The sequence below is a fragment of the Leucobacter ruminantium genome (assembly GCF_017565705.1).
GTDB classification, from domain to species: domain Bacteria; phylum Actinomycetota; class Actinomycetes; order Actinomycetales; family Microbacteriaceae; genus Leucobacter; species Leucobacter ruminantium.
This window is the reverse complement of record NZ_JAGDYL010000006.1, coordinates 183,757-200,857: the sequence shown is the minus strand read 5'-3', so window position 1 is coordinate 200,857 and position 17,101 is coordinate 183,757. Positions and strand designations below refer to the sequence as shown.

Annotated in this window: 13 protein-coding genes; 9 read left to right on the top strand and 4 right to left on the bottom strand. The window is 70.2% G+C overall.

Annotation, left to right across the window (positions count from 1 at the left end):
* Window positions 1–58: 58 nt before the first annotated feature.
* Both J4H91_RS05480 and J4H91_RS05475 read right to left on the bottom strand, forming a co-directional pair.
* The gene (locus J4H91_RS05480) at window positions 59–943 is read right to left on the bottom strand and encodes an ABC transporter permease (RefSeq protein ID WP_208045247.1); all 885 of its coding nucleotides are present in this window, start codon (window positions 941–943) and stop codon (window positions 59–61) included.
* Complete coding sequence (locus J4H91_RS05475) at window positions 943–2,301, bottom strand: quaternary amine ABC transporter ATP-binding protein (protein WP_424960828.1); 1,359 nt, start codon at window positions 2,299–2,301, stop codon at window positions 943–945. The genes J4H91_RS05480 and J4H91_RS05475 overlap by 1 nt, the downstream gene beginning before the upstream one ends.
* A gap of 621 nt (window positions 2,302–2,922) precedes the next feature.
* Between J4H91_RS05475 and ileS the strand changes: the two genes are divergently transcribed.
* The 4 genes from ileS (at window position 2,923) to ndk (ending at window position 8,612) form a co-directional block, all read left to right on the top strand.
* Window positions 2,923–6,264 (top strand): isoleucine--tRNA ligase, encoded by a 3,342-nt coding sequence (ileS, locus tag J4H91_RS05470; protein ID WP_208045246.1) that lies wholly within the window; start codon window positions 2,923–2,925, stop codon window positions 6,262–6,264.
* The gene (locus J4H91_RS05465; protein WP_208045245.1) at window positions 6,261–7,634 is read left to right on the top strand and encodes a bifunctional folylpolyglutamate synthase/dihydrofolate synthase; all 1,374 of its coding nucleotides are present in this window, start codon (window positions 6,261–6,263) and stop codon (window positions 7,632–7,634) included. The genes ileS and J4H91_RS05465 overlap by 4 nt, the downstream gene beginning before the upstream one ends.
* On the top strand, window positions 7,631–8,095 hold the full coding sequence (locus tag J4H91_RS05460) for a DUF4233 domain-containing protein (RefSeq protein ID WP_341783449.1): 465 nt from the start codon (window positions 7,631–7,633) through the stop codon (window positions 8,093–8,095). Before J4H91_RS05465 ends, J4H91_RS05460 begins: the two co-directional genes overlap by 4 nt.
* Before the next feature lie 100 nt (window positions 8,096–8,195).
* A complete protein-coding gene (gene ndk, locus J4H91_RS05455) occupies window positions 8,196–8,612 on the top strand; it encodes a nucleoside-diphosphate kinase (RefSeq protein WP_208045243.1) in 417 nt (138 codons plus the stop codon).
* Between the two features lie 62 nt (window positions 8,613–8,674).
* On the opposite strand, the gene ilvD is transcribed toward ndk, so the two are convergent.
* Entirely contained in the window at window positions 8,675–10,534 is a 1,860-nt protein-coding gene (gene ilvD, locus J4H91_RS05450) for a dihydroxy-acid dehydratase (protein ID WP_208045242.1), read from the bottom strand.
* 73 nt (window positions 10,535–10,607) lie between these two features.
* Between ilvD and J4H91_RS05445 the strand changes: the two genes are divergently transcribed.
* Together J4H91_RS05445 and J4H91_RS05440 are read left to right on the top strand one after the other, a co-directional pair.
* Window positions 10,608–11,420, top strand: a complete 813-nt coding sequence (locus tag J4H91_RS05445; protein ID WP_208045241.1) for a helix-turn-helix transcriptional regulator — start codon at window positions 10,608–10,610, stop codon at window positions 11,418–11,420.
* On the top strand, window positions 11,417–12,631 hold the full coding sequence (locus J4H91_RS05440; protein ID WP_208045240.1) for a winged helix-turn-helix domain-containing protein: 1,215 nt from the start codon (window positions 11,417–11,419) through the stop codon (window positions 12,629–12,631). The genes J4H91_RS05445 and J4H91_RS05440 overlap by 4 nt, the downstream gene beginning before the upstream one ends.
* A gap of 126 nt (window positions 12,632–12,757) precedes the next feature.
* Here the strand turns inward: J4H91_RS05440 and J4H91_RS05435 are convergent, their stop codons facing one another.
* Window positions 12,758–13,315 (bottom strand): dihydrofolate reductase family protein, encoded by a 558-nt coding sequence (locus J4H91_RS05435; protein ID WP_208045239.1) that lies wholly within the window; start codon window positions 13,313–13,315, stop codon window positions 12,758–12,760.
* Between the two features lie 205 nt (window positions 13,316–13,520).
* On the opposite strand from J4H91_RS05435, the gene J4H91_RS05430 reads away from it, so the two are divergent.
* From J4H91_RS05430 to J4H91_RS05420, 3 genes are all read left to right on the top strand, one after another.
* Complete coding sequence (locus tag J4H91_RS05430) at window positions 13,521–14,282, top strand: SDR family NAD(P)-dependent oxidoreductase (RefSeq protein ID WP_208045238.1); 762 nt, start codon at window positions 13,521–13,523, stop codon at window positions 14,280–14,282.
* A gap of 127 nt (window positions 14,283–14,409) precedes the next feature.
* Window positions 14,410–15,948 (top strand): CoA-acylating methylmalonate-semialdehyde dehydrogenase, encoded by a 1,539-nt coding sequence (locus tag J4H91_RS05425; RefSeq protein WP_243752648.1) that lies wholly within the window; start codon window positions 14,410–14,412, stop codon window positions 15,946–15,948.
* Window positions 15,949–15,953: 5 nt separating this feature from the next.
* Window positions 15,954–17,096 (top strand): acyl-CoA dehydrogenase family protein, encoded by a 1,143-nt coding sequence (locus J4H91_RS05420; RefSeq protein ID WP_208045237.1) that lies wholly within the window; start codon window positions 15,954–15,956, stop codon window positions 17,094–17,096.
* Window positions 17,097–17,101 lie beyond the last annotated feature (5 nt).

The window sequence follows — 17,101 nt, the reverse complement described above, 5'->3', positions numbered from 1 at the left end:
GTGTTTCCTTTCTTCCCGCGGAAGGCGGGGTGGGGTGATGCGGGGGGTCTTCTGCGGATCAGCGGGCGGCGCCGGCCCGCCGCTTGCGGGCCATCCCGAGCAGCGAGCGCCGGTACTCGCCCGGATTGCCGAGCGCGGCGGTGACGCGGTCCAGGAAGACGGCGAGGATCACGACGCTCAGCCCGGCCTCGACGCCCTTGCCGATCTGCATCTGCATGATGCCCGCGACGACCTCCTTACCGAGCCCGTTCGCGCCCGCCATGCCTGCGACGACGGCCATCGAGAGCGCGAGCATGATCACCTGGTTGACGCCCGCCATGATGGTCGGGGTTGCGAGGGGCAGCTGGATCCCTCGCAGGATCTTGCCCGGTGTGGCGCCGAAGGCCTGTCCGGCCTCGACGGTCTCGGCGTCGACTCCGCGGATGCCGAGCTCCGTGAACCGCACGCCGGGCGGCAAGGAGAAGAGGATCGTCGCGAAGACGCCGGGCACGAAGCCGGCGGTGAAGAACAGCACGGCAGGGATCAGGTAGACGAAGGCCGGCATGGTCTGCATGAAGTCGAGCACGGGCCGGATCACGGCGCTGAAGGTGTCGCTGCGCGCGGCGAGGATGCCGAGCGGCACGGCGATGAGGATCGCGATGAGCACCGAGACGAGTACGAGCGCCAGGGTAAGCATGGCGTTGTCCCACTGGTCCATCGCGACGATGAGCAGCATCGTGACCGCGGTGCCGATCGCGAGCTGCCAGGAGCGCACGAGCCAGCCCAGCAGGGCGAACAGCAGGATCAGCACGGGGAACGGCACGGCGGTGAGCACATCGCCGAGACCTCCGACGAGCCAGTCGATGGCGTCGGAGGTGACGTCGAGCGCGCCGCGGAAGCTGCTCTTGAACCAGTCGAGGCCGTCCTTCACCCAGTCGCCCAGGGGGATGCGGATCATCTCCATCAGCGCACCTCCTCCCCGCTCGAAGCGGTCGCATCGACGGAGGGCGAGCCTCCGACGGCGCTCCGCTCGAGCGTCTCGGTGATCGTCGCCGCGGGCACGGCGGGCGCGGGTTCGATGATCGGGATCTCGGTCGTGGTCGCGGGCAGATCGGCGAGCGCCGCGAGCAGGGTCACCCGCGGAACCACGCCGATGAGGCGACCCTGCTCGTCGGCGACCGCGACGGGCAGCGGGCTCTCGACCGCCAGCTCGAAGAGGTCGGCGATGAGCTGATCCCGCTGCACGATCGACGGCGTCGGCCGCAGCCGCTCGGTGAGGTCGGTGCTGCCCTCGCGCACCTGGCGCAGCACGTCCTTGTCGCGGACCACGCCGAGCAGCTTGCGCCCGGCGTCGGTGACGAAGCAGGCCGAGGTCTGCAGGTCGCGCATGGTCTTCAGAGCGGTGCGGGGGCCGGCTGAGGCGAAGACGACGGCGTGCGGCGGCTCCATGACGTCGCCCGCGGTGAGCACCCGGGCGCGGTCCACGTCTTGCACGAACTGCGCGACGTAGTCGTTCGCAGGGTCGGTGAGGATGTCGTTGGGGGAGCCGACCTGCACGATCCGGCCGTCGCGCATCACCGCGATACGGTCACCCAGGAACATGGCCTCGTTGAGGTCGTGCGTGATGAACACGATGGTCTTGCCGAGCTCCTGCTGCAGTTCGACGAGCTGCTCCTGCATCTCGCGCCGGATCAGCGGGTCGAGCGCCGAGAAGGCCTCATCCATGAGCAGGATGTCGGTGTCGGCGGCGAGGGCGCGCGCGATCCCCACCCGCTGCTGCATGCCGCCCGAGAGCTCGCCGGGGTAGCTGCGCTCCCAGCCCTCGAGGCCGACGCGGGCGAGCCAGCCCCTGGCGCGCTCGTGACGCTCCGCGAGGGGCACGCCCTGCAGCTCGAGCCCGTAGGCGACGTTGTCGAGCACCGGGCGGTGCGGCAGCAGCGCGAAGTGCTGGAACACCATCGACATGTGGTCGCGGCGCAGCTCGCGGAGCTCGGCGGCGCTGCGGCCCACGACCTCGCGGCCGTCGACCCGGATCGAGCCGTCGGTGGTCGGGTTCAGCCCGTTCAGCATGCGGATCAGCGTCGACTTGCCGGAGCCCGAGAGCCCCATGACCACGAAGATCTCGCCCTTGCGCACCTCGAAGCTCGCGTCGATGACGGCCGCGGTCCCGTGCGCGCGCAACGCGTCTCGGGACGCGCCCCGTTTGAGCTGCTTCACGACCTCCTTGGGTCGCCGGCCGAAGACCTTGTAGGCCCCGGTCACCTCGATGGCCGGCTCTTCGGGCGCATCGACGCCCGGGGAATATTCGATTGCGGTGTTCACTCGTGACTCCTCATGGCAGGGGAGGCCGGCGTTCGGCGGGTACGCCGAACGCCCACGGCGGCGCCCCGTGGTTCAGGGCGCGCTGGACCGTCGGCCTCCCAACAGGCCGGATCGGGTATTGCGTGGCGGATCGGCCACCTGCCATCGCGCTCGCGCTCGGTTCGCCGTATCTCAGCGGATTTCGTCCCGGGGAACGCGGTGAGCGGCACGGATCCGCGCTCAACGCTGCCAACGACGCTAACAACGCGGTTGCTCGCGCTGCAACCGGAGCATGGCCTCCTCGGGAGGGAATCGAGGGGACATATCGCCTCTCATCTGGGGTTTTGTGATTCGGCCATCGTTACCTGTTCGTTACCCGGCGCCGTGCGGTAGGATCGTGGGCAAGCGACTGCGATCCGGCCATCACCGGGGAGTCTTCGGAAGAACGGCGCTGAGCGGGATCCCCGCGAGGCGCCCATTAGAACCGAACGGGGACGGCCCGTCACAGCCGAACGAAGAGGTCGAGCGCGCCCCGGTGCAGGGGCGGGCGCGGCAAGCGGGGTGGTACCGCGGGTGAGGGATCCGGATCCCTCGTCCCGTCCCGGCAGCAGGAAGCAACAGCCGCAGCCGAGAAGGAACCACATGCCGTACCCTCAGCAGCCCACCGGAGCAGCCTCGTCCCCCGACGAGCAGAGCCCAGCCGGCGTCTCGCCGTCGCCGAAGCTGCCCGCGATCGAGCAGGGCGTGCTCGCATTCTGGAAGTCCGACGACACCTTCCGCGAGTCGATCCGCCGCCGCGAGGGATCCGAGGAATGGGTCTTCAACGACGGACCGCCCTTCGCCAACGGCCTGCCGCATTACGGTCACCTCCTCACGGGCTACGCGAAGGACGTCTTCCCGCGCTTCCAGACCATGCGCGGGCGGAAGGTCGAGCGCCGCTTCGGCTGGGACACCCACGGCCTGCCCGCCGAGCTCGAGGCGATGAAGCAGCTCGGCATCACCGAGAAGAGCGAGATCGAGGAGATGGGCATCGCGGAGTTCAACGCGAAGGCCCGCGAGTCGGTGCTGCAGTACACCCGCGAGTGGGAGGACTACGTCACCCGCCAGGCCCGCTGGGTCGACTTCGAGAACGACTACAAGACGCTGAACCTCGGCTACATGGAGAGCGTCATCTGGGCGTTCAAGCAGCTCTACGACAAGGGCCTCGCCTACGAGGGCCACAGGGTGCTGCCCTACTGCTGGCGCGACGAGACGCCGCTGTCGAACCACGAGCTGCGCATGGACGACGACGTCTACCAGATGCGGCAGGATCCCTCGGTCACCATCACCTTCCCGCTCGCCGGGGAGCGCGCGGCCCAGCTCGGCGTCGAGGGCGTGCGCGCCCTCGCCTGGACGACGACGCCCTGGACCCTCCCGACGAACCTGGCGCTCGCGGTCGGCCCCGCGATCGACTACGCCGTCGTGCCCGCCGGACCTCTCGGCGCGGCCGACGGGGGCGCGGAGGGCGCAAGCGAGTACCTGATCGCGATCGACCTCATCGCGGGCTATGCGAAGGATCTCGGCTACGAGTCGGCCGACGCCGCGCGCGAGGCCGTCGCGCGCACGGTCCCGGGCGCCGAGCTCGCCGGCGTACGCTACGAGCGGGTCTTCGACTACTACGCCGACGCCGAGGTCTGGGGCACCGAGCATGCCTGGCAGATCCTCGTCGACGATTACGTCTCGACGGCAGACGGCACCGGCATCGTGCACCAGGCGCCCGCCTACGGCGAGGACGACATGCGGATCACCGGCGCCGCGGGCATCCCCGTGATCGTGAGCGTCGATGACGGCGGCCGCTTCCTGAAGTCGGTCACCGATGTCGCGGGCGAGCTCTGGATGGATGCGAACCGGCCCCTGATCCGCCTGCTCAAGCAGCGCGGGCGCCTGCTGCGCGAGCAGAGCTACGAGCACAGCTACCCGCACTGCTGGCGCTGCCGCAACCCGCTCATCTACAAGGCGGTGTCGAGCTGGTTCGTGCGCGTCGACCCGATCAAGCAGCGCATGCTCGAGACGAACGAGCAGATCACGTGGGTGCCCGAGAACGTCAAGCACGGCCAGTTCGGCAAGTGGCTCGAGGGCGCGCGCGACTGGTCGGTGAGCCGCAACCGCTACTGGGGCAGCCCGATCCCGGTCTGGAAGAGCGACGATCCCGACCACCCGCGCGTCGACGTCTACGGCTCGCTCGAGGAGCTCGAACGCGACTTCGGTGCGCTGCCGAGGAACGCCGCGGGCGAGGTCGACCTGCACCGGCCCTACATCGACTCGCTGACGCGGCCGAACCCCGATGACCCCACGGGCCGCTCGACCATGCGGCGTATCGAGGACGTGTTCGACGTGTGGTTCGACTCGGGATCGATGCCCTTCGCGCAGGCGCACTACCCGTTCGAGAACCGCGAGTGGTTCGACACGCACCAGCCGGCAGACTTCATCGTCGAGTACATCGGGCAGACCCGCGGCTGGTTCTACGTGCAGCACGTGCTCGCGACCGCGCTGTTCGACAGGCCCGCGTTCACGAACGTCATCAGCCACGGCATCGTGCTCGGCTCGGACGGCAACAAGATGTCGAAGTCGCTGCGCAACTACCCCGATGTGAACGAGGTGTTCGACCGCGACGGCTCCGACGCGATGCGGTGGTTCCTGATGGCGTCGCCCGTCGTGCGCGGCGGCAACCTCATCGTGACCGAGGAGGGCATCCGCGAGGGCGTGCGCCAGTTCATCCTGCCGCTCTGGAGCACCTGGTACTTCTTCAGCCTGTACGCGAACGCCGACGGCGTCATGGGGGAGCGGCGCACCGACTCGAGCGATCCGCTCGACCGCTACATCCTCGCGAAGACCGGCCGGCTGATCCGAGAGGTCGAGGCCCACCTCGACGGCCTCGATACGACCTCGGCGGCGGAGGCCCTGCGCGCCTACGCCGAGGTACTCACCAACTGGTACGTGCGCCGCTCGCGCGACCGCTTCTGGGAGGGGACCTCGGGCGCGAACGGCAGGGCCGAGAACCGGCAGGCCTTCGACACCCTCTACACGGTGCTCGAGACGCTCGCCCGCGTCGCGGCTCCTCTCGCCCCGCTCGTGACCGAGGAGATCTGGCGTGGCCTGACGGGCGGGCGGTCCGTGCACCTCGAGGACTGGCCCGACGCGGGCGAGTTCCCCGACGACGCCGAGCTCGTGGATGCGATGGACGAGCTGCGGCAGATCACCTCGCAGGCGCTCGCGCTGCGCAAGGCCCGCCGTCTGCGCGTGCGCCTGCCGCTCGCGGAGCTGACGGTCGTGACTCCGCGCCCCGCCGCGCTCGAGCCCTTCGCGGACATCCTGCGCGAGGAGCTCAACGTGAAGTCGGTGCGCCTCGTGCAGCAGACCGAGACGAGCGCGGCGGAGCACGGCATCGTGCACTCGCTCACGGTCAACGCTCGCGCCGCGGGCCCCCGCCTCGGCAAGCAGGTGCAGCAGGCGATCAAGGCCGCGAAGTCGGGCGATTGGAACGAGGAGGGCGGAGTCGTCGTCGCAGGCGGCATCGCGCTCGAACCGCAGGAGTACGAGCTCACCCTGCGCGTCGGCTCGGCCGACGAGGACGATGAGGGATCGGCCCTCGCGCTCATCGCTGGCGGCGGCTTCGTGCTGCTGAACACCGAGACCACGCCCGAGCTCGAGGCGGAGGGCATCGCCCGCGACGCGATCCGTGCGGTGCAGGAGGCGCGGAAGAACGCGGGGCTCGACGTGAGCGATCGGATCTCGCTCACCCTGAGCGCGGCTCCCGAGTACGCCGCGGCGCTCGAGACGCACGCCGAGCTGATCGCGGGGGAGACGCTCGCGACGAGCTTCGGTCTCGGCGAAGGCGCGGGCGCGGCTCCGGACGAGACGCCCGACGGCGTCTTCGCGACCGCGGCCTCCGCACTCGGCGTCGACAAGGCGGCCGTGCAGATCGTGATCGAGGCGGCGCGATGAGCCCCCTGATCACCGGCGGTGTCGGCGCGGGCGGCCCCGAACCCGCCGAGCGCGTCTACGAGGAGCTGCTGACTCGCGTCGGAGAGGCGAACCCCCGCCCCCGAATCGAGCCGGTGCGCCGCCTCGCCGAGCTCGCGGGCACGCCGCAGCTCTCGTACCCCGTGATCCAGATCGCCGGAACGAACGGCAAGACGTCGACGAGCCGCGCCATCGAGTCGCTGCTGCGCGCCCACGGCCTGCGCACGGGCCTGTTCACGAGCCCGCACCTCGTCGACTTCACCGAGCGCTTCCAGATCGACGGCGAGCCGATCGACGGGGAGGTGCTCGCGTCGTCGTGGGACGAGCTGCAGCTGCCGCTCCAGGTGGTCGACGCGGAGCTCGAGGCCGCGGGGCAGGGACCCATCACCTTCTTCGAGGCGCTCGCGGTGCTGGCCTTCGCGGCCTTCGCCGACGCCCCCGTCGAGGTCGCGGTCGTCGAGGTCGGCATGGGCGGCGAGTGGGATGCCACCAACATCGCCGACGCGCAGGTGGCCGTGTTCACCCCGATCGACCTCGACCACACGGCGATCCTGGGCCCCGACATCGAGACGATCGCGCGTACCAAGTCGGGCATCGTGAAGCCGGGCAGCACGGTCGTGACGGCCGAGCAGGCGCCGGCGGCGCTCGCCGAGCTCGAGGCGGCTGCCGAGCGCAACGGCTCGCGGTTCGTCGTGCAGGGCCGCGACTTCCGCCTGGTCGAGGATCGCCTCGCGGTCGGCGGGAGGCAGATCGATGTGGTCGGTCTTTCCGGCGATGCCTACGATCCGGCCTTCGTGCCGCTCTTCGGCCGCCACCAGGCCGAGAACACCGCGCTCGCGATCGCCGCGGTCGAGGCCTTCTTCGACCGGCCGGTGCCCGAGGAGGTGCTCGACGAGGGACTGGGGCAGCTGACCTCGCCGGGGCGCCTGCAGCTGATCGGCAACGACCCGATCGTCTACGTCGATGCGGCCCACAACCCGCACGGCGCGGAGGCGCTCGTGCGGGCGGTGGCCGAGTCGTTCGCCTTCGGGGAGCTCGCGCTCGTCGTCGGCGTGCTCGAGGAGAAGGATGCCGCCGGTCTGCTCGCAGCGCTCGCCCCGATCGCGCACCGGGTCACCGTGACCCCGGTCGACTCGCCGCGCAGCACCGACCCTGAGCGGCTGTACGAGCTCGCCGAGCGCGCCATCCCCGCGACGCCCATCGAGGTCGCGGGATCCCTCGCGGAAGCGCTCGACGACGCCCGGGGATGGGCGAGCGGCGCCGAGGGTCGAGCGGTGCTCGTGGTCGGCTCGGTGGTGCTGGCCGGCGAGGCCATCGCGTTCTCCCGCGCCGAGGGCTGGGGGATCGCGTGAGCGGGCAGCCTCAGGGCGACGACGAGGAGCTGGTGCTGTCGCCGTCGGAGACGATGGCCCACAACTCGGCGATGCGCATCTCGGGCGCGGGCCGCGGTGAGCGCTCGACGCAGAAGGCGCTCGCGTCGATCGTGCTCGGCTTCGAGCTCATCATCGTCGTGCTGATCGGCCTGACGGTGTTCGGGCTCGGCATCCTCGAACCGCGCGAGCTCGGGCTGTACCTCGGCGGAGGGCTCGCGGTGCTGATCATCGCCGGTCTCGGTCTCATGCGCGCGGGACGCGCGGGCATCGTCATCGGCTGGGTCGTGCACGCGCTGATGCTCGCTACGGGCATCGTGCTGCCGATGGCGGTGTTCGTCGGGCTGCTGTTCACGGCGCTCTGGATCTTCTGCATGGTGAAGGGCGCGCAGATCGACAGGGCACGGATCACTTGGATGGAATCGCGAAGCGATTCCATGTGATCCGTGGCGGCGCCACCGCGCCGCCGCGGCCTGGATGACCGAGCGCGCCCAGTAGACTGCTGGGCGGGGTTTCCCGACTTTCCGATTCGAAGGAGCGTGCATGTCCGCTGAAGAGACTCTCATCCTGGTGAAGCCCGACGGTGTCGCCCGCGGCCTGACCGGAGAGATCCTGCGCCGCATCGAGGCGAAGGGCTACACCATCACCGATCTGCGCATGGTGCGCGCCGACCGCGAGCTGCTCACCGCGCACTACGCCGAGCACGAGGGCAAGCCGTTCTTCGAGCCGCTCGTCGAATTCATGAGCTCGGGCCCCGTGGTCGCCGTGCGGGCCAGCGGCCACCGGGTCATCGAGGGCTTCCGATCCCTCGCCGGCGCGACCGACCCCACCGCGGCCGCCCCGGGCACCATCCGCGGCGATCTCGGCCGCGACTGGGGGCTGAATGTGCAGCAGAACCTCGTGCACGGCAGCGACTCGACCCTCTCGGCCGAGCGCGAGCTGGGCCTCTGGTTCTCGTAGGAGCAGAAGCGAAAGGCGGTGAGGGATCGGCCGATCCCTCACCGCCTTTCGCGTGTCGCGGGCTACACGGTCTCGGGCACCACCCGCACCGCGCCCTTGTCCGCCGACTGGGCGAACGCGGCGTAGGCGCGCAGCGCATCCGAGACGACGCGCTCGCGGTTCTTCGGACGGTAGCCGCCGTTCGCCTCGAGCTCGGCGCGGCGCCGATCGAGCTCCTCCTGCGGCACGTCGAGCGTGAGGGCGCGCGTGGGGATGTCGATCGAGACGATGTCGCCGTCCTCGACGAGGGCGATGACGCCGCCCGCCGCCGCCTCGGGTGAGATGTGCCCGATCGAGAGCCCCGAGGTGCCTCCCGAGAAGCGGCCGTCGGTGATGAGCGCGCAGGCCTTGCCGAGGCCGCGACCCTTCAGGAACGAGGTCGGGTAGAGCATCTCCTGCATGCCGGGGCCGCCCTTGGGGCCCTCGTAGCGGATGACCACGACGTCGCCCTCGACCACCTGCTTGTTCAGGATCTTCTCGACGGCTTCGTCCTGCGACTCGCAGACGACCGCGGGGCCCGAGAAGGTCCAGATCGACTCGTCGACGCCGGCGGTCTTCACGACCGCCCCGTCGACGGCGATGTTGCCGCGCAGCACCGCGAGGCCGCCGTCCTTCGAGTAGGCGTGCTCGACCGAGTGGATGCAGCCGTTCTCGGCGTCGAGATCGAGATCGCGCCACCGCTCGGACTGCGAGAACGCGGTCGAGGACCGCACCCCGCCGGGCGCCGCGTGCCACAGCTCGAACGCCTCGTCCGAGGCCTTGCCGCCGCGCACGTCCCACTCGTCGAGCCACTCGCCGAGGTTCTTCGAGTGCACCGTGTGCACGTTCTCGTCGAGCATGCCGCCGCGGCGCAGCTCGCCGAGCAGCGCGGGGATGCCGCCGGCGCGGTGCACGTCCTCCATGTAGTAGGTCTTGCCGTTCGCGACGTTCGGGGCCACCTTCGCGAGGCAGGGCACGCGGCGAGACACGGCGTCGATCTCGTCGAGGCCGAACTCGACCCCGGCCTCGTGGGCAGCCGCGAGCAGGTGCAGGATCGTGTTGGTGGAGCCGCCCATCGCGATGTCGAGGGCCATGGCGTTGCCGAACGCCTGCGGGGTTGCGATGCTGCGGGGCAGCACCGAGGCGTCGTCCTCGTCGTAGTAGCGCTTGCAGATGTCGACCACGAGCGCGCCCGCGTTCTCGTAGAGAGCGCGGCGCGCGGTGTGGGTCGCGAGCGTCGATCCGTTGCCGGGGAGCGACAGGCCGATGGCCTCGGTGAGGCAGTTCATGGAGTTCGCGGTGAACATGCCCGAGCAGGAGCCGCAGGTGGGGCAGGCCGACTCCTCGATGCGCTGGATGTCCTCGTCCGAGACGTTCTCGTTGACGGCCTCGGAGATCGCGTCGACCAGGTCGAGCGTCTTCACCATGCCGTTCGCGAGCACGGCGCGCCCCGACTCCATCGGACCTCCCGACACGAACACGGTCGGGATGTTGAGACGGAGGGCCGCGAGCAGCATGCCCGGGGTGATCTTGTCGCAGTTCGAGATGCAGATGAGGGCGTCGGCGCAGTGCGCGTTCGTCATGTACTCGACGGAGTCGGCGATGAGGTCGCGCGAGGGCAGCGAGTAGAGCATACCCCCGTGGCCCATCGCGATGCCGTCGTCGACCGCGATCGTGTTGAACTCGCGGGGGATGCCGCCCGCCGCCGTGATGGCGTCGGAGACGATGCGGCCCACCGGGGCGAGGTGCGTGTGGCCGGGCACGAACTCCGTGAAGGAGTTCGCGACGGCGATGATCGGCTTGCGGCCGAGATCGGCGCCGGGGACGCCGGCGGCTCGGAAGAGCGCGCGGGCGCCGGCCATGTTGCGGCCGTGGGTGACGGTGAAAGAGCGATAGGCGACCATGCTCCCATTCAGTCAGGCGGGTCCCGGCGGCGGAAGGGAGTGCTGGTACTGGTACTGAGGGTACAATGATCTGATGATCAGGCCCCGCACTCCACGGCGCGTGCAGCTCGGCGAGTTCCTCGCGGCACGGCGCCGCGCGCAGCCGCGCGCCGCGCTCGGCCTGCCGCCGGGCAAGCGGCGCAGCGAGGCCGGGCTGAGCCGCGAGGAGGTGGCGACTCTCGCCGGCATCAGCGTGAGCTGGTACACCTGGCTCGAGCAGGGCAGGGAGATCAACGCCTCCCAGCAGGTGCTCACGGCCGTTGCGCGGGTGCTGCAGCTCACCGACGCCGAGACCGAGTACGTCTTCGCGCTGACCCAGCCGGGCCGCGAGACTGTGTCGCCCGGCCCCGAGCGCGCCCCCGAGCACCTGCTCCGGCTCGTGGAGGCGCTCCCGTTCCCCGCTTTCATCGTCGCGACCGACTGGGCGATCGTGGGCTGGAACCGCGGCTACGAGTGGCTCTACGGGCCGATCGCCACCATCCCGCAGGAGGAGCGCAACCTGCTGCGGCTCGTCTACACGGATCCGAGGCTGCGCGAGATGCTGCCGGACTGGGAGCGCGACAGCCGCAGCTTCCTCGCGGAGTTCCGCGCGGAGTCGGGTGTGCGGCTGAGCTCCGAGCGGCACCGCGCGGTGATCGGCGATCTGCTCGAGCGCAGCCCGGAATTCCGCGCGCAGTGGGCGGAGCACGCGGTCGGCCGCTTCGCCTCGCGCCGACGCGTCTTCGTCCACCCCGAGGCGGGGCGGCGGGTCTACGAGCATCACCGGCTGGTGCCCTCCGACGCCTCCGACCTCCACGTCGTGATGTACGTGCCGGTGTCGGAGGCCGACGCTAGCGTGGAGCCATGATCCCTCGAGACACCCTGAGTGCCGCGGAGGCCAGGCGCATCGCGCTCGCCGCGCAGGGCTTCGCGAACGCGCCCCGCCTCAGGAAGCGCAGGCCCTTCGACCCCGCCCTCGAACGATTGCACGTGCTGCAGATCGACTCGGTGAACGTGTTCGCGCGCAGCCACTACCTGCCCGTGTTCTCGCGGCACGGCGGCTACGACCGCGAGGCGCTCGACCGGCTCCTGTGGCGCAGCGGCGAGTTCACGGAGTACTGGGCGCACGAGGCCGCGTTCATCCCGGTCGCCGATCGCCCCCTCTTCGCGTGGCGCATGCAGGAGTACCGCGAACGTCACCTGCGCGACGAACGGTTCGCGGGCATGCGCGATGCCATCGCGAGGGTGAGGGATCGGCTGGCGGAGGGCGGCCCGCAGCTCGTGCGCGAGCTGGAGGACGGGCCGCGCGGTTCCCGCGGGCCTTGGTGGGATTGGAGCGACACCAAGCGGGCGGTCGAGCTGCTCTTCGCGGAGGGCGAGGTGGTGTCGGCGGGCCGCGAGGGGTTCCAGCGCAGGTACGCGCTCGCCGAGCAGGTGCTGCCCGCGTTGGCCCTCGGAGCGGCGCCGCGCGCGGAGGCCCAGCGATCCCTCATCGAACGGGCGGCCAGATCGCTCGGCGTCGCGACCCACGCCGACCTCGCCGACTACCACCGCTTGAAGGCGGCCGACGCACGGGTCGCCGTCGCCGACCTCGAGGAGGCCGGCGTGCTGCTGCCCGTGCGGGTCGCCGGCTGGACCGGCGCGGGCGGGCGCCCCGAACCCGCCTGGCTGCACCGCGACGCGCGGGTGCCCGCGCGGCTCGCGCCCGACGCGCTGCTCACGCCGTTCGACCCGCTCGTCTGGTTCCGCCCCAGGGCCGAGCGCGTGTTCGACTTCCACTACCGCATCGAGATCTACACGCCCAAGGCGGAGCGCCGCTACGGCTACTACTGCCTGCCGCTCATGGTCGGCGGCCGCATGGCGGGTCGCATCGACCTCAAGGCCGAGCGGCCGAGGCGGGCGGGCGATGAGGGATCCCTGCTCGTGCAGGCGGCCTGGCGCGAGGAGGGGGCTCCCGCGCGCACCGCTGAGGCGGCCGAGCGGCTGCTCGCCGAGGCGGCGGCGTGGCAGGGGCTCGGCGAGGTGCGGGTGAGCGGCGTCGGCAACCTGTCGCTGCCGGCGCGGTTCGCGGCGGCGTGAGCGGGCTCGTGTGAGCGGTCTCGTGCGAGCTGAGCATGGGTGTGCGCAGCTCGCACGAACAGCGGCGGGGCGAGGAGCGCGACCGGAGCCGCCGCGCGAAATTGACGCCCCTGCCCGCGGCCAGTCTCAGTCGGCTCGGCGGTAGTGCATCGCGACCGCGCCGTTGTCGAACGGGGCGGCCGAGATCAGTTCGAGGCGCCTGCTGCTGGGCAGGCCGCTCTGGTACAGGGTGGGCCCGTGGCCCGCGAGCACCGGTTGCACGACGAATCTGTACTCATCGATCAGGCCGAGCCGCTCCAGTTCGGCGGCGAGGGTGACGCTCCCGACGAGCACTCCCTCGGGCGTCGCGTTCTTGAGCTCCTCGACCGCGGGGCGCAGCTCACCCGTGAGGTGGTGACTGCCCGTCCAGGGGAAGTCGCTCCGCGTCGACGACACCACGTACTTCGGCTTGTCCTCGAGCTTCACCGCCCACTCGCGGATCGCGGGCGGGGCGTCCTCCTCGCCGCGTGCGACCGCCGGCCAGTAGCTCTCCATCATCTCGTAGGTGGTGCGACCCCAGAGCATGGCTCCGCTCTCGTCCATGAGCCGGGTGAAGTAGGCGTGCGTCGTCTCGTCGGCGACACCCTCCCGGTGGTCGACGCAACCGTCCAGTGTGACGTTGATGCTGAATGTCAGGAGCCCCATATCGCGAGTCTAGACTCGCCTCCTCCGCGGGTCCATCGCTTTCGCGGCGCCGGTCGCCGGCCATGGTGCGCAGCCGGTGCTGCGGCGAGGGCGGCTCCACGGCGAACACTGTGCGAGGCTTGACGGACACCGTATCAGGTCGGCACTCGCAGGCGCGGCTCGGCCCGCATCGCGAGAATGCCGGTCGTCGGCGCAAGGAGGAGCCATGGATATCATCGATGCGAGCGCAATCGTGACCGGCGGGGCCAGCGGTCTCGGGCTCGCGACGGCGCGGCTTCTCGCCGAACTCGGGGCGCGGGTGACGATCGTCGATCTCCCCTCGTCTCCCGGCGTCGAACACGCAGCCGAGATCGGAGGCGGCTTCGCAGCGGCCGATGTCACCGACTCCGAGGAGGTCGCCGCGGCGATCGCGCAGGCCGCCGCCACGGGTCCTCTCCGCGTCGTCGTGAACTGCGCGGGCATCGCGCCCCCGGCGAAGGTGCTGCAGCGCTCGGGCGATCCCTCTCCCCTCACGGCATTCGACAGCGTGGTGGGCGTGAACCTGCTCGGCACCTACCGGGTGACCGCTCTTGCCGCCGCCGAGATGGCGCGAACCGATCCCGCCGAGGGAGGCGACCGGGGGGTGATCGTGAACACCGCGAGCGTCGCCGCGTTCGACGGGCAGATCGGCCAGGCGGCCTACTCGGCGTCCAAGGGCGGCGTGCACGCCATGACGCTGCCGATCGCGCGGGAACTCGCGCGTCACGCTATCCGGGTCTGCACCATCGCACCGGGTGTGATGGAGACGCCCATTGCGCAGGGGCTGCCCGAGGCTGCCCGTGTCTCGCTGGCGCAGCAGGTGCCGTATCCGCAGAGGCTCGGCCGACCTGAGGAGTACGCGGGACTGGTCGCCGAGATCGTCCGCAACGGCTACCTCAACGGCGAGACGATCCGGCTGGATGGCGCGATCCGCATGGGACCCCGCTGAGGCGCGTCGGCGAGACGAGGGGGATTCGCTTGGCGAATCGGAGGAGTGCAGATATAGTTTGACATCATAATAAATACTTGGACGCAAAAATATGAGCGGCGACCGAGCTGTCGAGGAAGGGCCTCAGATGACCAACGGAACCGAACAGGCGCCGCAGGCGGTGGGCGAGATCAGAACCCTCACCCATTTCGTCGGTGGCGAGCGCGTCGCCGGCACCTCCGGGCGCTTCGGAGACATCTACGACCCCAGCACGGGGCGCATCCAGTCGCGTGTGCCGCTCGCCAGCGCCGCCGAGGTGCAGGCCGCGATCGCGAACGCGCAGGAAGCGCAACTGGAGTGGGCGGCGACGAACCCGCAGCGCCGTGCCCGCGTGCTGCTGAAGTTCCTCGATCTGATCGCGCGAGAGACCCCCGAACTCGCGCGTCTGCTGTCGAGCGAGCACGGCAAGACCGTGGCCGACGCCATCGGCGACATACAGCGCGGCGTCGAGGTCATCGAATTCGCGGCGGGCGGACCGCATCTCCTGAAGGGCGAGTACTCGACGGGGGCCGGAACCGGCATCGACGTCTACTCGATGCGGCAGCCGCTCGGCGTCGTGGCCGGTATCACTCCCTTCAACTTCCCGGCGATGATCCCGCTCTGGAAGTGCGGCCCGGCGCTCGCCGCAGGCAACGCCTTCATCCTGAAGCCATCGGAGCGCGATCCCTCCGTGCCGCTGCGCATCGCCGAACTCTTCGTCGAAGCGGGGCTTCCGGAGGGGGTTTTCAACGTCGTCAACGGCGACAAGGAGGCCGTCGACGCCATCCTGCGCGACGATCGGGTGCAGGCGGTCGGCTTCGTCGGTTCTACGCCCATCGCGCAGTACATCTACGAGACGGCGGCTGCCAACGGCAAGCGCGCCCAGTGCTTCGGCGGGGCGAAGAACCATATGATCGTCATGCCCGACGCGGATCTCGATCAGGTCGCTGACGCGCTCATCGGTGCGGGATACGGTTCAGCGGGTGAGCGGTGCATGGCCATCTCGGTGGCGGTGCCCGTGGGAGAGGAGACCGCGGACCGCCTCGCTGCAAAACTGACCGAGCGGGTGGGACAGCTGAGGGTGGCACCGGCGCTCGACGAGAGCGCCGACTACGGCCCGCTCGTCTCAGCCGAAGCGAAGGCGCGAGTCGAGCACTATATCGGCCTCGGCGTCGAAGAGGGGGCGGAGTTGCTCGCCGACGGACGCGGGTACTCGGTCGAGGGCCACGAGGGCGGCTACTACCTCGGCCCGACCCTCTTCGACCGGGTCGCATCCGACATGACGATCTACCGCGAGGAGATCTTCGGACCGGTGCTGATCATCACCCGCGCCGATGACTACGAGCAGGCCCTCGCCCTCGCAACCGACCACGAGTACGGCAACGGCGTCGCGATCTTCACCCGCGACGGCGACACCGCGCGCGACTTCACCGCGCGGGTGAACGTCGGCATGGTCGGCGTGAACGTGCCGATCCCCGTGCCGATCGCCTATCACACATTCGGCGGTTGGAAACGATCGGGCTTCGGCGACCTCAACCAGCACGGGCCGGATGCGTTCCGCTTCTACACGAAGACGAAGACCGTCACGAGCCGCTGGCCCTCGGGAATCAAGGAAGGAGCCAGCTTCGTCATCCCGACGATGCAGTGATGATCATGATCGAAACAGCGGAGGAACGACAGGCGCTGGTCGAGGCGGTCCGGGAGTTCTCGGATGCCGAGCTGGCCCCGTTCGCGGGCGAGCGGGACGCCGAGAAGACATTCCCCGTCGAGACGCTGCGTGCGGCGGGGGAGATGGGGCTCGGCGGCATCTACGTCGGTGAGGAGTACGGATCGGGGCTGTCCAGGGAGGATGCGGTCGCGATCTTCGAGGAGCTGGCCAAGGGCGACACCGCGGTCGCCGCCTACATCTCGATCCACAACATGACGGCGTGGATGGTCGACACCTTCGGCAACGCCGAGCAGCGCGAGAGATGGCTTCCCGGCCTCACCTCGATGAGGGATCTCGGCAGCTACTGCCTCACCGAGCCCGGTGCGGGCTCGGACGCGGCCGCGATCACGACGAGCGCTCGCCGCGAGGGAGATGAATACGTCGTCAACGGCACGAAGCAGTTCATCTCGGGGGCCGGCGCATCGTCCGTCTACATCGTGATGGCGCGAACAGGTGAGCCCGGTTCGAGGGGCATCAGCGCCCTCGTCGTTCCGGGCGACGCCCCTGGGCTGAGCTTCGGACCCGACGAGAGGAAGATGGGCTGGAACGCCCAACCCACACGGCAGGTGGTATTCGAGGACGTGCGGGTGCCCGTCGCGAACCGCCTGGCCGAGGAGGGCGACGGGTTCCGCATCGCGATGAAGGGCCTCAACGGCGGACGCGTCAACATGGGGGCCTGCTCGCTCGGCGGCGCGCAGTGGGCGCTCGAGAAGGCGCTGGCGTATGTGCAGGAGCGGCACGCGTTCGGCGCGCCGCTCTCGGCGAACCAGACCGTCGTCTTCGCGCTCGCCGACATGGAGACGGAGCTGCAGGCGGCGCGAGCGCTGCTGCAGCGTGCGGCGAGGAAGATGGACGAGGGTGCCGCGGACGTCGCGGCGGCGTGCGCGCTCGCCAAGCGCTTCGCGACCGACGCGGCCTTCGAAGTCGCGAACCGGGCGCTGCAACTGCACGGAGGCTACGGCTACCTGCACGAATACGGTATCGAGCGGGTGGTGAGGGATCTGCGCGTGCACCAGATTCTCGAGGGCACGAACGAGATCATGCGCAGCATCGTCGGGCGCTCGCTGCTGAGCGGGGTGCCGCGATGAGCGGG